At 60.8% G+C, this 14,753-nt stretch carries 12 protein-coding genes and 2 pseudogenes; 5 read left to right on the top strand and 9 right to left on the bottom strand.

The annotated features are described in order from the left end of the window. Positions 1-124 precede the first annotated feature (124 nt). Positions 125-1,022, bottom strand: a pseudogene (locus BP26_RS26555) (IS5 family transposase). Positions 1,023-1,343: 321 nt separating this feature from the next. Here BP26_RS26555 and BP26_RS29385 point away from each other — a divergent pair. Continuing rightward, positions 1,344-1,496 carry a hypothetical protein gene (locus BP26_RS29385; protein WP_157572441.1) on the top strand — a complete coding sequence of 51 codons (153 nt, stop codon included), beginning with the start codon at positions 1,344-1,346 and terminating at the stop codon, positions 1,494-1,496. A gap of 136 nt (positions 1,497-1,632) precedes the next feature. Here BP26_RS29385 and dcd read toward each other — a convergent pair whose 3' ends face one another. The 3 genes from dcd to apbC form a co-directional block, all read right to left on the bottom strand. Continuing rightward, positions 1,633-2,199, bottom strand: a complete 567-nt coding sequence (gene dcd / locus BP26_RS0109310) for a dCTP deaminase (protein WP_029920306.1) — start codon at positions 2,197-2,199, stop codon at positions 1,633-1,635. Positions 2,200-2,267: 68 nt separating this feature from the next. Further along, positions 2,268-2,873, bottom strand: coding sequence for a hypothetical protein (locus BP26_RS0109315; protein WP_211254877.1), 606 nt, complete (start codon positions 2,871-2,873; stop codon positions 2,268-2,270). A gap of 12 nt (positions 2,874-2,885) precedes the next feature. After that, the gene (gene apbC, locus BP26_RS0109320) at positions 2,886-3,971 is read right to left on the bottom strand and encodes an iron-sulfur cluster carrier protein ApbC (RefSeq protein ID WP_029920308.1); all 1,086 of its coding nucleotides are present in this window, start codon (positions 3,969-3,971) and stop codon (positions 2,886-2,888) included. Between the two features lie 122 nt (positions 3,972-4,093). Here apbC and metG point away from each other — a divergent pair, with 122 nt between their 5' ends. The 3 genes and pseudogenes from metG to nth form a co-directional block, all read left to right on the top strand. Beyond that, positions 4,094-6,220 (top strand): methionine--tRNA ligase, encoded by a 2,127-nt coding sequence (gene metG, locus BP26_RS0109325; RefSeq protein ID WP_029920309.1) that lies wholly within the window; start codon positions 4,094-4,096, stop codon positions 6,218-6,220. A 117-nt stretch (positions 6,221-6,337) separates the two neighbouring features. Next, entirely contained in the window at positions 6,338-6,955 is a 618-nt protein-coding gene (locus BP26_RS0109335; protein WP_036516457.1) for an RnfABCDGE type electron transport complex subunit B, read from the top strand. After that, positions 6,952-7,581 (top strand): annotated as a pseudogene (gene nth / locus BP26_RS0109340) (endonuclease III); the annotation flags it as partial. The gene BP26_RS0109335 and the pseudogene nth, both read left to right, overlap by 4 nt. A 188-nt stretch (positions 7,582-7,769) precedes the next feature. Here nth and fcl read toward each other — a convergent pair. The 5 genes from fcl to BP26_RS0109365 all read right to left on the bottom strand — a co-directional run bounded on the left by fcl (position 7,770) and on the right by BP26_RS0109365 (position 13,178). After that, positions 7,770-8,711, bottom strand: a complete 942-nt coding sequence (gene fcl / locus BP26_RS0109345) for a GDP-L-fucose synthase (protein ID WP_029920312.1) — start codon at positions 8,709-8,711, stop codon at positions 7,770-7,772. Positions 8,712-8,715: 4 nt separating this feature from the next. Beyond that, positions 8,716-9,825, bottom strand: a complete 1,110-nt coding sequence (gene gmd / locus BP26_RS0109350; RefSeq protein ID WP_029920313.1) for a GDP-mannose 4,6-dehydratase — start codon at positions 9,823-9,825, stop codon at positions 8,716-8,718. Between the two features lie 34 nt (positions 9,826-9,859). Continuing rightward, positions 9,860-11,086 (bottom strand): WcaI family glycosyltransferase, encoded by a 1,227-nt coding sequence (locus BP26_RS0109355; RefSeq protein WP_029920314.1) that lies wholly within the window; start codon positions 11,084-11,086, stop codon positions 9,860-9,862. 257 nt (positions 11,087-11,343) lie between these two features. Beyond that, entirely contained in the window at positions 11,344-12,324 is a 981-nt protein-coding gene (galE, locus tag BP26_RS0109360) for a UDP-glucose 4-epimerase GalE (RefSeq protein WP_029920315.1), read from the bottom strand. Between the two features lie 107 nt (positions 12,325-12,431). Next, positions 12,432-13,178, bottom strand: coding sequence for a sugar transferase (locus tag BP26_RS0109365; protein WP_169740675.1), 747 nt, complete (start codon positions 13,176-13,178; stop codon positions 12,432-12,434). Between the two features lie 524 nt (positions 13,179-13,702). On the opposite strand from BP26_RS0109365, the gene epmB reads away from it, so the two are divergent. Continuing rightward, the gene (gene epmB, locus BP26_RS0109370) at positions 13,703-14,749 is read left to right on the top strand and encodes an EF-P beta-lysylation protein EpmB (RefSeq protein WP_029920317.1); all 1,047 of its coding nucleotides are present in this window, start codon (positions 13,703-13,705) and stop codon (positions 14,747-14,749) included. Positions 14,750-14,753 lie beyond the last annotated feature (4 nt).

Here is a 14,753-nt window from a genome sequence, read left to right on the forward strand (position 1 = left end):
GGTCTGAATAAGTCGGTCGAAAGCGGCCTTGCTGGGGCGTTCTAAAGTACGTTGAGCGCAAGACAGTAATCGTACTATTTGGTATTGTCACAATTCGACCAATCAGGGCCCTTCACCCGGCTTTTTACCCCGTAACTGCCTGCAGCGGACGCAATCCTCCTGCAATCGCCAATAGTCGTTTGCGGGCCATCCACAGATTCGACAGGGCAAACAGGGTGATTACCTGGGCGGTGTTTTTCGCCAGCCCCTTGAAGCGCACCTTCACGTAGCCGAACTGCCGCTTGATGACCCGGAAGGGATGCTCGACCCGGGCGCGAATGCTGGCCTTGCGCCGCTCGGCCTTCTCCAATGCATGCCGGGCGCGGCCCTCGGGCAGGGCCTTGATCCGCCCGCGACGGGCCGCGATCTCCCAGCGCAGGCCCGGGCGGGTGACGCGGTTCTGGGCGCCGGCGTAGCCGGCATCAGCGTAGGCGACCTGCTCTTTGCCATGCAGCAGCTCGTCGACCACCTCGACATCCGCTTCGTTGGCCGGGGTGGTGACGACGGTATGCACCAGCCCGGAATCGACATCCGCACCGATGTGGGCTTTCATGCCGAAGTGCCACTGGTTCCCCTTCTTGGTCTGGTGCATCTCGGGGTCGCGTTCGCCATCGGCATTCTTGGTCGAGCGGGGCCAGCTCATTGGCTTCCAGCAAATGCCGGAAATTCAGGATGGTGGTTTCGTCGGGGATCGGCCGGTTCAGCGACAGCCCGGCGAACTGGCGCATCGAGGCCACTTCGTACAAAGCCTCTTCCATGGCCGGATCGCTCAGGCCAAACCAGTTCTGCATCAGGTGGATGCGCAGCATCGCCGCCAGCGGATAAGGGTGCCGCCCGCGTCCGGCTTCAGGGTAGAACGGCTCGATCAGTCCGAGCAGCGAAGCCCATGGCACTACCCGCTCCATCTCGGCCAGAAAAATCTCGCGCCGCGTCTGCTTGCGCTTGCCGGCGTATTCGGCGTCCCCGAAGCTCAGTTGGCTCATCCAGCCATGCTCCCCTGCTGTCCGCCGCTATTATGAGGCTTGTTCAGACCTTCCCTAGAGCATTTTTCGTTTAGTTGCCTACAAGTTGTCCCCTCTCCCTCCGGGAGAGGGGTGGGGGTGAGGGATGCACTTTCCGATTGCGATGCCATAGCTGGAAAGTGCGTCCCTCACCCGCGCCTCACGGCGCGGCCTCTCCTCCCGAGAAGGGGACTCCCTTCGGTCGCGGAGGGAGAGGCGATGAGCCGCTTTTGAGCGGCTCATGATATGTCCGCATCTGAATCGAAAATGCTCTAGTGATAATCCCAGGCAGGGAATTTGCTCTTGAGTCTCAACGAAGTGTGCGGCTGTTTCCCCGGTTTCCGCGATGATCTGAAAATCGAAACAGGAAGGACCACCCGTCGTTCTGGTAAGCGATTCAATGCCGGCCGCAGCAACCATATTGCCATTTCTGTCGAGCCAGCAAACTGCGCTTGATCGGACACGATTCCCTGAAAAGCCAACTTATTGAATCAAATCCTTGCAAGCAGCGTGCCTTGTAGAGCTGCCGATTTATTGCAAGCGCGTTCTCATTCCCTGCCCCACGCTGGGATTTGGAGGGACCAATGGGAATTCAGGTCTTCGGCAACGTCACCCCACGCTGGCCTTGGTATTTGCCGCCACGGTCACGGTAGCTGGTCTCGCAGACCTCGTCGGATTCCAGGAACAGCATCTGCGCCACCCCCTCGTTGGCGTAAATCTTCGCCGGCAGCGTGGTGGTGTTGGAGAACTCCAGCGTCACATGCCCTTCCCATTCCGGCTCCAGCGGCGTGACGTTGACGATGATGCCGCAGCGTGCATAGGTGCTCTTGCCCAGGCAGATCACCAGCACATTGCGCGGGATGCGGAAGTACTCCACGGTGCGCGCCAGGGCGAACGAATTCGGCGGAATGACGCAGCACTCGCCCTGGAAATCGACGAAGCTCTTCGGATCGAAGGCCTTGGGGTCGACGATGGTCGAGTTGATGTTGGTGAAGATCTTGAACTCGTCGGCGCAGCGCACGTCGTAGCCGTAGCTGGAAACGCCGTAGCTGACGATCTTGCCCTGGCCGTTGGTGCGGACCTGGCCCGGCTCGAACGGCTCGATCATGCCCTGCTGTTCCGCCATGCGGCGAATCCATTTGTCGGCTTTGATGCTCATCGGGTGCTGCGTCTCCAATTGATACAGGGATTATTGCAGGTCGCCCACCAGTCGTCAGGCATGGCGCGTCAATGCTGCTCCAGGGTTTCCACCCATACGACTTCGCAGGCGCCTGCGCCGGTATCGTCGCGGGTCATGGAACTGCGAATGCTCCAGCCTTTGGCGGCATGCACTTCCACCAACTCGCCGCTGAGCTGGATTAGCGCGCCGGGACGTATCCGGCGGAGCGTTCGCTGCACGCCGGCATCCGCCGGAATCAGGTGCATATTGGCGCTGTGCGTTTCGATGTCCCGGCGCGGAATCGGGAAATCCCGCGCCGACCAGAAGTAGAAGCGATCGTTCTGTTCGATCTTCAGCAGGCGCAGCACGGCACTATCCGACATCGGCCCCCAGCCGAGCGCCAGATCGGTCGGGATCAGCCCTGCGAGGCGGTCGAAGTGATAGTCGCTGCGCGACAGCACCCTCGCCAGCAGGGAAAAACGGGCCAAGGGCTGGATCGCATAGCCGTCATGGTCGAAAGCGGCCGGCAGCGGGTCGTAGTTCTGCTGCGACGGTTCGTCCTGCGCCAGAATCCCCGGAGGCCGATCGATAGCGCGATGGGTCCAGGCATTCCACCCGCCGTAGATGCAAAGTGCAATGACCAAGCCCAGCAGCAGCCCGCGCCGCTCGAACACGGCAAATCCTGATCAGTCTTCGACGACGGCGATGCTGGGGAATCCCGCATCCGCGGCCTCGCCATAGGCCAGGCGCGCCACCGCCAGGCGGGCGATGTCGCGATAACGATGCGCCAGCGCGCTTTCCGGGTCGGCGGCGACGGTGGGATTGCCGCTGTCCGCCTGCTGGCGGATGCGGATATCCAGCGGCAACTGGCCCAGCAGTTCCGAGCCGGCCTCCCGCGCCAGCCTCTCGCCGCCGCCGGCGCCGAAGATCGCCTCCTCGTGGCCGCAGTTGCTGCACACGTGGGTGCTCATGTTCTCGACGATGCCCAGCACCGGGATGCCGACTTTGCGGAACATCTCCAGGCCCTTGCGGGCATCGAGCAGGGCCACATCCTGCGGCGTGGTCACCACCACGCTACCGGCCACCGGCACTTTCTGCGACAGGGACAACTGAATGTCGCCGGTGCCAGGGGGCATATCCACCACCAGGTAATCCAGGTCGTCCCAGGCCGTTTCGGTAAGCAGCTGCCATAGCGCCTGGGTCGCCATCGGGCCGCGCCAGATGGTCGGCTGGGCATCTGAATCCAGCAGGAAGCCGATCGACATCGCCTGCAGGCCGTGGGCGATGATGGGATGCATGCGGCGGCCGTCCGGCGAGGCCGGGCGCTCGCGGCTGCCCAGCATCAGCGGCTGGCTGGGGCCGTAGAGGTCGGCGTCGAGGATACCAACCCGCGCGCCCTCGGCCAGCAGCGACAGGGCGAAATTCACCGCCACGGTGGACTTGCCCACGCCGCCCTTGCCGGAGGCCACGGCAATGACGTTCTTGACCCCCGGCAGGGGCTGCAAACCCTTCTGCACCGCGTGCGGGGCGATGCGCCAGTCGAGCAGCACCTCGACCTCCAATCCGGGCCGCGCGGCCGCCAGGTGCTGTTGCAGGGCCGCCGACAGCGTCTCGCGATAGCCGGCCGCCGGGAAACCCAGCTCGATGTGGACGCGGGCGCGGGAGCCGTTCAGCTCGATGCGGCGTTCCACGCCGGCGGACTGGAGGTCGCGGCCCAGCAGGGGATCGACATAGCGGCCGAGCGCCGTTTCAAGAAGTGCTAGTTCGGACATCGGGGGAACCATGTAAGGAGGGGAATTTCAGGCGCGAAGTCTAGCACCCGTCCCCGCCTTCCCCGGGCGAAGCCCCGGGGGCGCTATGCGATAATCCACCGATTACCCACGCGGCGCCCGAAATGACCTTGCCGGCCACCAGAAAACTGTTTGTCACCAATGCCTTGCCCTATGCCAACGGCCCGCTGCACCTGGGTCACCTGGTGGGCTATGTCCAGGGCGATGTCTGGGTGCGCTTCCAGCGCATGCAGGGCAACGAAGTCACCTACGTCTGCGCCGACGATGCGCACGGCACGCCGATCATGCTCGCCGCCGAGAAGGCCGGGCTATCGCCGGAAACCTATATCGCCGGGATCAAGACCGGGCACGAGCAGGATTTCGCCGCCTTCCACATCGACTTCAACCATTATCACTCGACCCATTCGGAAGAAAACCGGGTGCTGTCCGAGCGCATCTATGCCGCGCTGGAACGCGGTGGCTACATCGTCGCGCGCGAGATCGAACAAGCCTACGACCCGGTCAAGGGCATGTTCCTGCCCGACCGCTACATCAAGGGCATCTGCCCCAACTGCGGCACCCCCGACCAGTACGGCGACAACTGCGAGAACTGTAGCGCCACCTACTCGGCGCGCGAGCTGAAAAACCCGTTCTCGGTACTCTCCGGCGCGGCGCCGGAGTGGCGGCCCTCGGAGCATTACTTCTTCGCCCTGTCGAAAATGCAGGACGAGATCAGCCGCTGGCTCAAGGGTGCGCAGGTACACGACAGCGTCAAGGCCAAGCTGGGCGAATGGCTCGACGATGGACTGAAGGACTGGGACATCTCGCGCGATGCACCTTATTTCGGTTTCGAGATCCCGGGCAAGCCCGGCAAGTATTTCTACGTCTGGCTGGACGCGCCGATCGGCTACTTCGCCAGCCTGCTGGCCTATCTGGGGGGTGACCAGGCCAAACTCGAAGCCGTCATCGGCGCCGATTCCACGGTCGAGATGTGGCATTTCATCGGCAAGGACATCATCAACTTCCACGGCCTGTTCTGGCCGGGGATGCTGCGCGGCGCCGGCATGCGCGAACCGAACGGCCTGTCGGTGAACGGCTACCTCACCGTGGACGGCGCCAAGATGAGCAAGTCGCGCGGCACCTTCATCAAGGCGCGCACCTACCTCGATGCCGGCCTCAACCCGGAATACCTGCGCTATTACTTCGCCACCAAGCTCGGGCCCGGCGTGGTGGACATCGACCTCAACCTGGAAGACTTCGTCGCCCGGGTGAACAGCGACCTGGTCGGCAAGTACGTCAACATCGCCAGCCGCTGCGCGGGATTCGTCGAGAAGCTGTTCGGCGGCAAGCTGGCGGCGAAGTTGCATGACGCGCAGGGCTACGCCCGCATCGCCGATGCGGCGCCGCGCATCGCCGAATCCTACGAGAAGCGCGACTTCGCCGAAGCCGTGCGCAGCATCATGGCATTGGCCGACGAAGCGAACGAAGCGATCCAGCGCGCCGCGCCGTGGCTGATGGCCAAGGACGAAACTGCGCGCGCGCAGCTGCACCAGGTCTGCACCACCTACCTGAATGTGTTCCGCCTGCTTACGCTGTACCTGAAGCCGCTGCTGCCCAGGCTTGCCGCACAGGCCGAGTCGTTCCTCAATGTTTCACCCCTGGCGTGGCCGGATGCGGCGAGCCCGCTGCTGGGTCACGACATCAAGCCCTATCAGCCGCTCATCACCCGTATCGATCCGGCGCAGATCAAGGCCATGACCGAAGCATCGAAAGAAGATCTGGCGCCGACTGCCAAGGCTTCGGCGCCAACGACCAACCCCTCCCCTCAATCCCCTCCCGCAAGGGGAGGTGAGGCCAAAAGCCCCTCCCCCTCGCGGGGAGGGGTTGGGGAGGGGGTAGTCCCGGGCGCCCAGGCTCCCGGCGCACCTATCTCCATCGAAGACTTCAGCAAGGTCGAGCTGCGCATCGCGCGGATCGACAATGCCGAGCCGGTGGAAGGCGCCGACAAGCTGCTCCGGCTGACGCTGGATCTGGGTGACCTGGGCAAACGGCAGGTATTCGCCGGCATCAAGTCGCAGTACGCCCCGGAAACCCTGATCGGCCGCCTGACCGTTGTCGTCGCCAACCTCGCGCCGCGCAAAATGCGCTTCGGCCTGTCCGAAGGCATGGTGCTGGCCGCCAGCCACGGCGACGGCAAGCCCTTCCTGCTGTCGCCGGACTCGGGCGCCGAGCCGGGCATGCGGGTAAAGTGACCATGCGCAGCATGGTCATCCCGGCGCAGGCCGGGATCCAGGAGCGGCGCAAGCCGCCTGGAGCAGTCCGCAGCATGGTCATCCCCGCGAAGGCGGGGCTCCAGTTTTGAGCGGGCCATGATCGACGCCCTGCCCGACCGCATCGACGCCCTGCTGCCCCAGACCCAGTGCACGCGCTGCGGCTACGACGGGTGCAAACCGTACGCTGAAGCCGTGGCCGCGGGCGCCGCCAACATCAACCAGTGCCCGCCCGGCGGTGCCGCCACCATCAGCGCGTTGGCGCGGCTGCTCGGCGTGCCGCCCAAGCCGCTGAACCCCGAAAACGGCCTGGAAACGGAAATCGCCGCCATCGCGGTGATCGACGAGACCCGCTGCATCGGCTGCTTCAAATGCGTGCTGGCCTGCCCGGTGGATGCCATCGTCGGCGCGGCCAAGCTGATGCACACGGTAATCGCGGCGGAATGCAGCGGCTGCGAACTGTGCATTCCGCCCTGCCCGGTCGACTGCATCGTGATGGCCCCGCGCCCCATGGAGTTGCCCGCGCCGGAGGCCATGGCGGCCCCCTGGCGCCAGCGCCACGCCGCCCGCAAGGCGCGGCTGGGCCGCGAGCAGCAGGCAAGGGCGGCCGCGCGCCGGCGCGCCGCGCCGAGCCTGCGGGACAAGGCCGGCGCCATCGACATCGCCGCCGCCATCGCCCGCTCGCGGGCCAGGCGCAATAGCCCCAACCAGTCATGAAACCCGCCGATATCGCCGAACTGTACCGCCGCCTCGCCATCCGCAATCCCAATCCGCGCAGCGAGCTGGAATACAGCAGTCCGTTCGAACTGCTGGTGGCGGTGGTGCTGTCCGCCCAGGCCACCGACGTCAGCGTCAACAAGGCCACCGCCCTGCTCTACCCGGTGGCCAACACGCCGGAAAAGCTGCTCGCCCTGGGCGAAGAGAAGCTGCGCGGCTACATCAAGACCATCGGCCTGTACCAGACCAAGGCGAAGAACGTCATCGCCCTGTGCCGGCAGTTGCTTGAGCTTCACGGTGGCCACGTACCGCACGACCGCGCCGCCCTGGAGGCCCTGCCGGGCGTCGGCCGGAAGACCGCCAACGTGGTGCTGAACGTGGCTTTCGGCGAACCGACCATCGCCGTGGATACGCACATCTTCCGCATCGCCAACCGCACCGGACTGGCGCCGGGCACCAATCCCGACAAGATTTCGGAAAAACTGGAAAAGATCACTCCCGAACCCTATCGCCTTCATGCCCACCACTGGCTGATTCTGCACGGCCGCTATGTCTGCAAGGCAAGGACGCCCGAATGCTGGCGCTGCGTCATTTCCAGCCTGTGCCGCTACAAGGACAAAACCCCGGTCGCCGAAGCCGTGCCGGAACCCGCATCGCGCTTGCGTGGGCGGCCCGTCGATCTCAAAAAAGACAGCAAGAACAACTCACCGGGTCAGTCCACGGCGACGTCCGCCGCCAAACGCAGACGACAGCCTCGCTAAAGCTTTCCGTGAAACACGGCGCAGCCTTCCCCTGAAGGGAGGGAAAATCCGGTTCAGGCCCTGAATCGATCCTGGTGCTGGAGGAACCACTGATACGTACTGGCAATCCCCTCGCGCAAGGGAATGCACGCCTTCCAGCCCAGGGCATGGAGCCGGCTCACTTCCATAAGCTTGCGCGGTGTGCCGTCGGGCTTGGTGAGATCGTTCACGATCCTGCCGCTGTAGCCCACGGTATCCGCCACGATATGCGCCAAGTCGCGAATCGAGACGTCTTCACCGACACCGATGTTGATGATCTCTTCTGCGTCGTAGTTCTGCATCAGATAGACGACCGCATCCGCAAGATCGTCCACGTGCAGGAACTCCCTCTTGGGCGTACCCGTCCCCCACATCACCACTTCCGGCGAACCCGAAATTTTGGCTTCGTGGAATTTGCGTATCAGCGCTGGCAGGACGTGTGAGTTTTCAAGATGGAAGTTGTCTCCCGGGCCGTATAGATTGGTCGGCATCAGAGAGATGGCGTTGAATCCATATTGCCGCCGGTAGGCCTGGCACTGTTTGATGCCGGCGATTTTTGCTATGGCATACCATTCATTGGTCGGTTCCAGCGGCCCCGTCAACAACTCGGTTTCCGCCATCGGCTGAGCCGCATGCTTCGGGTAGATGCAGGAAGAGCCCAGGAAAGCCAACTTGCTGGCGCCGTGTTTCCACGCTGAATGGATCACATTGGTCTGGATGACCAGATTGTCGCGAAGGAACTCCGCCGGATAAATGTTGTTGGCGTGGATGCCTCCCACTTTTGCCGCCGCCAGGAATACGTATTCCGGCTTTTCGGTCTCGAAGAAGCGATCCACTGCAACTTGGTCGATCAGATCCAGATCCTGATGCCGACGCAACAGCAGATTGTCGAATCCTTGTGCCTGCAGGCGCCGCAGGATGGCTCCTCCCGCTAAACCTCCGTGGCCGGCAACGAAAATCCGGGAGTGCTTTTCCATGCGCCTACTCGTTGTAACTATAGGCGCGAAACCCTGCATCCTTGATCAACGTGTCCCGTTGAGCAATCTTCAGGTCCTCAGCCACCATCTCGCGGACGAGTTCGGCGAAACTCGTTTTGGGCACCCAACCAAGCTTCTGCTTGGCCTTCGACGGATCACCCAGCAGTGTTTCCACTTCGGTCGGGCGGAAGTAACGCGGGTCGACCGCCACGATCTTCTGGCCGGGCTTCACTTTCGAATCCGAGGGCGCCGCGGAAACGATGCCGACCTCATCAACCCCCTCCCCGGACCATTCGATGGAGATATCCAGTTCCTGGGCCGCCTGCGATACGAACTGGCGTACCGAATACTGAACGCCGGTAGCGATGACGTAATCCTCCGGCTGCTCCTGCTGCAGCATCAGCCACTGCATCTCGACGTAGTCGCGGGCATGCCCCCAATCGCGCAGCGAATTGAAGTTTCCGAGAAAAAGACAATCCTGCAGACCAAGATGGATGCGGCTGATGGCGCGCGTGATCTTGCGGGTTACGAAAGTCTCGCCGCGAATAGGAGATTCATGATTGAACAGAATGCCATTGCAGGCAAAGATGCCATAGGCCTCGCGGTAGTTGACCACGATCCAGTAGGCATAAAGCTTGGCGACCGCATAAGGCGAGCGCGGATAAAACGGCGTGGTTTCTTTCTGGGGGATTTCCTGAACCTTGCCATACAGCTCGGAGGTGGAGGCCTGGTAGAAACGGGTCTTCTTTTCCAGGCCCAGAATCCTGATCGCTTCCAGTATGCGCAAGGGGCCCATGGCATCGCTGTTGGCCGTGTATTCAGGGCTTTCGAACGAGACCGCGACGTGGCTCTGCGCACCCAGGTTATAAATCTCGTCCGGCTGCACCTGTTGAATGATGCGGATCAGGTTGGTCGAGTCCGTGAGATCACCGTAGTGCAAAACGAAGCGGCGCCCTTGCTCCTGCGGCCCCTGATACAGGTGATCGATGCGATCCGTGTTGAACAGCGAAGCACGCCGCTTGATCCCGTGAACTTCATAGCCCTTGCTCAGGAGCAGCTCGGCGAGATACGCACCGTCCTGCCCCGTTACACCCGTAATCAGCGCAACTTTCATGGTAATCCTTGCTAAGAAAAAAACATCGAACGCGTTATTTCACTTCAGACGTCAATTTGCTCAAAAACCTTGCCAGAATCTTGTCGCGTAGCAGATTATCGCGCGCATATTCCTGGCCGGCCCGTCCCAGGCTCGCCGCGAATTCGCTGTTATCAAGCAAACAGCCAATCGCCTCACACAGTGCAGCCCCGTCGTCCGGTGGCACCGCTATCCCGCGTCCATTCAAAACGGTGGCCACTTCGGATCCCGCCTCGGCAGTCGCCACCACCGGCTTGCCGCTGGACAGCATACCTCCCAGCTTCGAAGGCATCACCAGGTCGCTGGCGGCCGCACGCTGGGGCAGCAAATGCACATCGGCCATCGCCAAAAGACTGCCCAGTTGCTCATTGGGCACGAAATCCCGAATCCTCACGTTGTTCAACCCAGCGCATTGCTGCTCGAGTTCCTTGCGCGCCACGCCCTCACCGCAAAAGACGAACACCAGATCGCCCCTCGCCTCAAGTCTCTTGGCGCACTCACCCAACAGCGGAATACCCTGTTTTCTGGCCATGGTGCCCGAGTACAGGGCCACCCGCTGGTGCGGGGAAATGCGCAACTCATCTCTAAGGCGGGCAACTAGTTCAGGATCCGGTACCGGGCTGATCGATGCCCAGTTGGGCAGCAAAAAGGTGCATTCAGGCGGCACACCGCGCTGCAGGACTTTTTCATGCATTTTGCCCGAGATCGAAGACACGATGTCGGCCCGCCTCAGGAACCAGGCATCGATCGCTTCCGCCCCGCGCAAAAGAAAACCCGCTCCGCCGAGCAATCCCATCTTCGTCGCGATATCCAGTTCGAAGTCCTGAACATGTACCCAGGTTTTGACGCCGAACATGCGCCCGGTCGTAATCGCGCCCCAGGCAGCGAATGAATTCGGAACCGTGACGAATATCCAGTCGGCACGGCGCTGGAAGTTCAGCGCGAGCAGGCGAAAAAAACCCGATAACGCAAAGCTCAGCATGAAAGCGATACGGCCGATACCCCGGCCATTGCCGGCAATCAGGGTGGGACAGCGCAACACCACAGCGCCGGCGATTTCTTCACTGCGGGAATCAAACGCACGGTAACCAGAGAAAACATTCCAGCCTGGATAGTGCGGGGGAGGGGCGACGACGATCACCTCGGATCCCTGCCCGGATAGATACTCGGTGAGTTCTGCATTGTAACGGCCTATGCCGACCATCTCCGGAGCAAAATTCGGCGATACCAAAAGAAAACGCACTAACACTCCCTACGTCGAGGATGAAGCATTGTTGCAGACAATTTCCATCATCGCCCAGGTAGGGGATGGAAGAAAATGAGACAAATACCACCGTTAACCAGGCAATGGTGGTTTCGGCACCATTCCCCAGACATTCAGGCGAATGCAATATTCCCGCGCGGATATTCTGCCCCATCCATCACGGAAAAACTCGAGGAACCACGCTATCCACAAGCAGCTTAAATGCCGAATTGGGCCAGTATTCCGCTTTCCTTAAATTAATACCGTGGCTGGCGATGCCATCTCCAGGCCGTATCGATGATGTCTGCTATCTCCGTGTACTTCGGCATCCAGCCAAGAGCGGCTTTTGCCAGGGATCCATCCGCCACCAATCGGGCCGGGTCGCCGTGGCGAGGCGGATCAACAGAGAGATCCAGCTTCTTGCCCGTAGTGCGGGCGACCGCCGTGATGATTTCCTTGACCGAATAACCCTGGCCGTTCCCTAGATTGAACGCCTCGAAAGTCGGGGAGCCCATTTCGCGCAACCGGTTCAGCGCCAGAAGATGGGCACTGCATAGATCATTGACGTGGACGTAATCGCGAATACAGGTGCCATCCGGCGTCGGGTAATCACCTCCGAAGATTCGGACTTCGATATCCTCACCGGCCACCCGTCGCAACAGCTTTGGTATCAGGTGGGTTTCGGGCTGATGCGATTCGCCGATCAGGGACGACGGATCGGCACCGGCAGCATTGAAATATCTCAGGGCGACAGAACTGAGGCCATAGGCAGATACACAATCCATCAACATTCGTTCGACAGTCAGCTTGCTTGCGCCATATGGATTGATTGGCGCGCGAGGGTGCTGTTCGTCGATGAAGTCGCTCTGCGGCTCCCCAAAGACGGCTGCGGTAGATGAAAAAACGAACCGCATGACCCGATGGCGCTGCATGGCGCGCAAGAGCGAGATCACGTCCGAAACATTGTTTTCGTAATACTTCAGCGGATCGCGAACAGATTCGCCCACAATGGACGCAGCCGCGAAGTGCATCACCGCATCGAATTGATATTTTTCGAAAACCGCATCGAGTCGGCCGACATCGGCCAGTGCCATCTCTTCGAGCCGCCCCCACTGAACCGCCGCCTTGTGCCCCGTCGAGAAATTATCCAGGACTACGATTTCATGGCCGGATTCAGCGAGCATCTTGCACATATGTGCACCGATGTACCCCGCGCCGCCAACAACGAGAACACGCATTACTTACCCTGGATTGGAAAAACCGGCCTCGACAAGAAGCTCTCTCGCTTGTCCAAAGCGGGAGCCGCGCAACCCTTTCTGCAATTGGGAATCGCGCCGCTTATCTTTCAATAAGCGTTGCTGTCGCCCTGAAGCACCCGCAATACAGTCAGAGCGATGATTTTTATATCCAGCATGAAATTCATGTTCCGGACATAGAAAAGGTCAAACCGGATGCGATGCTCCATGTCGCGAAGACTTTGGGTGGCCCCACGACAACCGGAAACCTGTGCCAAGCCGGTCACGCCCGGACGTACCAGATGACGGAGCTTGTAGCCCGGAACTTCGTCACAATGCAACAGGTCCAGTTCGCCGACATGCGGCCGGGGACCAACCACGGACATCTCGCCTTTTAGCACATTGATGAACTGCGGGAGTTCGTCCAGATTGGTTTTACGAAGGAACTTGCCGACCCGGGTTACGCGTGGATCGTCCTTCTGGGCCTGGATGAAACAGGCGTCCGGATCATGCGACATCGTGCGGAATTTGAGGCAGAAAAACTTGCGCCCCTTCCAGCCCACGCGCGCCTGATTGAAGAACACCGGCCCCCGTGAATCCAGCTTGATGGCAACTGCAATGATGGGAAACAACCAGATTCCGCAAACCAGCATGAAGCTGAGCGAGAAAATAACATCATGCAGCCTCTTCACCCGCTCATAACTCTTCGGGCGGAGCAGCGTGTGGTCGATGCGACGCAATACCTCGCCCGCCACCATCCCGTTCGAAGGTAACGTCGCAATTGCCGCCTGCTGTTCTCCCGCTCCATGTAACATGACACCGTCATTAGCCGACGGCGCAAATTCCTGGGCAGACATTCTGTAGGCCTTAACGCTATCTTCCATAACTAAATTTTAAAGTTTGGCGCCCTGAACAACCCGGGCATTGATGACATTCCATGTCAACCCTTGAATCATCCTAGCACCCCTTACATTTCTGAAGGCATTTCCGCTGTTTGCTTGACGGCGCCCGAAATAATAGGGAACTCTCTAACGGTTTTGCTACGTTCATCTCTTATTTTGCAGATTTCACAATACCGGCTCAACAAACCAATCAAGACAAAATAACCGATAACATACTGAAATATAAAGATTATGCAAAAACCGCCGGCCATCATCATTGCCCACTTGGAACCTTTAGGTCCTTGAGCACAAGCCACATGCTAACCATAGCCGAGGCGCGATTGCCGAAATGTGACTACAGTCACTAACCTGATCTTAAGCCAGTGCAAGTTCCCTGCCGTTTTTTGGTATCCCGGGCAGTAAAGCCTGTCAAAGCCGTTTATACGCACCTTGACCTGGTTCGTCTACCCCTCAAATGCCCTGATAAGTTCCTTAATTACATGACGAATGCGTCACCAAATCTCGCCATGACTTCCGCCGCAAAATCAAAGCCGGAAGCCCTCTTCTCACTGTCCCCATCCTGGCAACGGGCGGCATTGATCGGGCGGCCCGGAGAATTGCTTCTGCGACTTGGCCTAGATCCGGCACTCCCTGCCCTCGATTACGAGCGCCTGCGGCATTTTCCGCTACGTGTACCGGAGGCCTTCGTCGCCCGCATGCACCGCGGAGACCCTGAAGACCCGCTGTTTCTGCAGGTGTGGCCCGGAATGGCCGAAGGGATCGACACGCCTGGATTTTCCGAAGACGCAGTAGGCGACCTGGCCAAGCTCACATCGGGGGGAGTGATTCACAAGTATAAGGGCCGCGCCCTGCTCATCGCCACCGGTGCCTGCGCGGTCAACTGCCGTTACTGCTTCCGCCGGCACTTCCCCTATGGAGACAGCCTGGCCTCTCGCGGCAACTGGCAGGAGGCCCTGGAGCAGGTCGCGGCCGATCCCAGCATCGAAGAAGTGATTTTGTCCGGGGGCGATCCGCTATCGCTGAACGACGACAAGCTATCCGCCCTCGTCAGGGAACTGGAGAGCATCCCCCACGTGCGACGGCTGCGCCTGCATACCCGCACCGCCGTGGTTTTACCGGAGCGGGTGGACGCCCATCTGCTGGACTGGCTGGGCCGCACCCGGTTGCAGAAAGTGATCGTATTGCATGTCAACCATCCCAACGAAATCGACCAGGCGCTGGAAGCGGCCATCACCCGACTGCGCGGGACCGGCGCCACCCTCCTCAACCAGTCTGTGCTGCTGCGCAAGGTCAACGATTCGGCGGATATTTTGGCCACTTTGTCGGAGCGGCTGTTTGCCTGCGGCGTTTTGCCCTACTATCTGCATCTACTCGATCGCGTCCAGGGAGCGGGACATTTCGAGGTGAACGAAAATAAAGCGGTCAAATTGATGGGGGAACTGGCGGCCAGGCTGCCGGGCTATCTGGTGCCGCGCCTCGCGCGCGAAGAGCCGGGGGCGCCGGCGAAGACGCTGCTGCCATGGTAACGAG

The organism is Nevskia soli DSM 19509 (genome assembly GCF_000711955.1).
In the GTDB taxonomy this organism is placed as follows: domain Bacteria; phylum Pseudomonadota; class Gammaproteobacteria; order Nevskiales; family Nevskiaceae; genus Nevskia; species Nevskia soli.

What these genes read in the sequence shown, in the direction of transcription:
- galE (WP_029920315.1), bottom strand. Translation starts at nt 12,324, where the DNA reads ATGCGTGTTCTCGTTGTTGGCGGCGCGGGGTACATCGGTGCACATATG.
- BP26_RS0109365 (WP_169740675.1), bottom strand. Translation starts at nt 13,178, where the DNA reads ATGTCTGCCCAGGAATTTGCGCCGTCGGCTAATGACGGTGTCATGTTA.
- metG (WP_029920309.1), top strand. Translation starts at nt 4,094, where the DNA reads ATGACCTTGCCGGCCACCAGAAAACTGTTTGTCACCAATGCCTTGCCC.
- fcl (WP_029920312.1), bottom strand. Translation starts at nt 8,711, where the DNA reads ATGGAAAAGCACTCCCGGATTTTCGTTGCCGGCCACGGAGGTTTAGCG.
- apbC (WP_029920308.1), bottom strand. Translation starts at nt 3,971, where the DNA reads ATGTCCGAACTAGCACTTCTTGAAACGGCGCTCGGCCGCTATGTCGAT.
- BP26_RS0109335 (WP_036516457.1), top strand. Translation starts at nt 6,338, where the DNA reads ATGATCGACGCCCTGCCCGACCGCATCGACGCCCTGCTGCCCCAGACC.
- gmd (WP_029920313.1), bottom strand. Translation starts at nt 9,825, where the DNA reads ATGAAAGTTGCGCTGATTACGGGTGTAACGGGGCAGGACGGTGCGTAT.
- dcd (WP_029920306.1), bottom strand. Translation starts at nt 2,199, where the DNA reads ATGAGCATCAAAGCCGACAAATGGATTCGCCGCATGGCGGAACAGCAG.
- epmB (WP_029920317.1), top strand. Translation starts at nt 13,703, where the DNA reads ATGACGAATGCGTCACCAAATCTCGCCATGACTTCCGCCGCAAAATCA.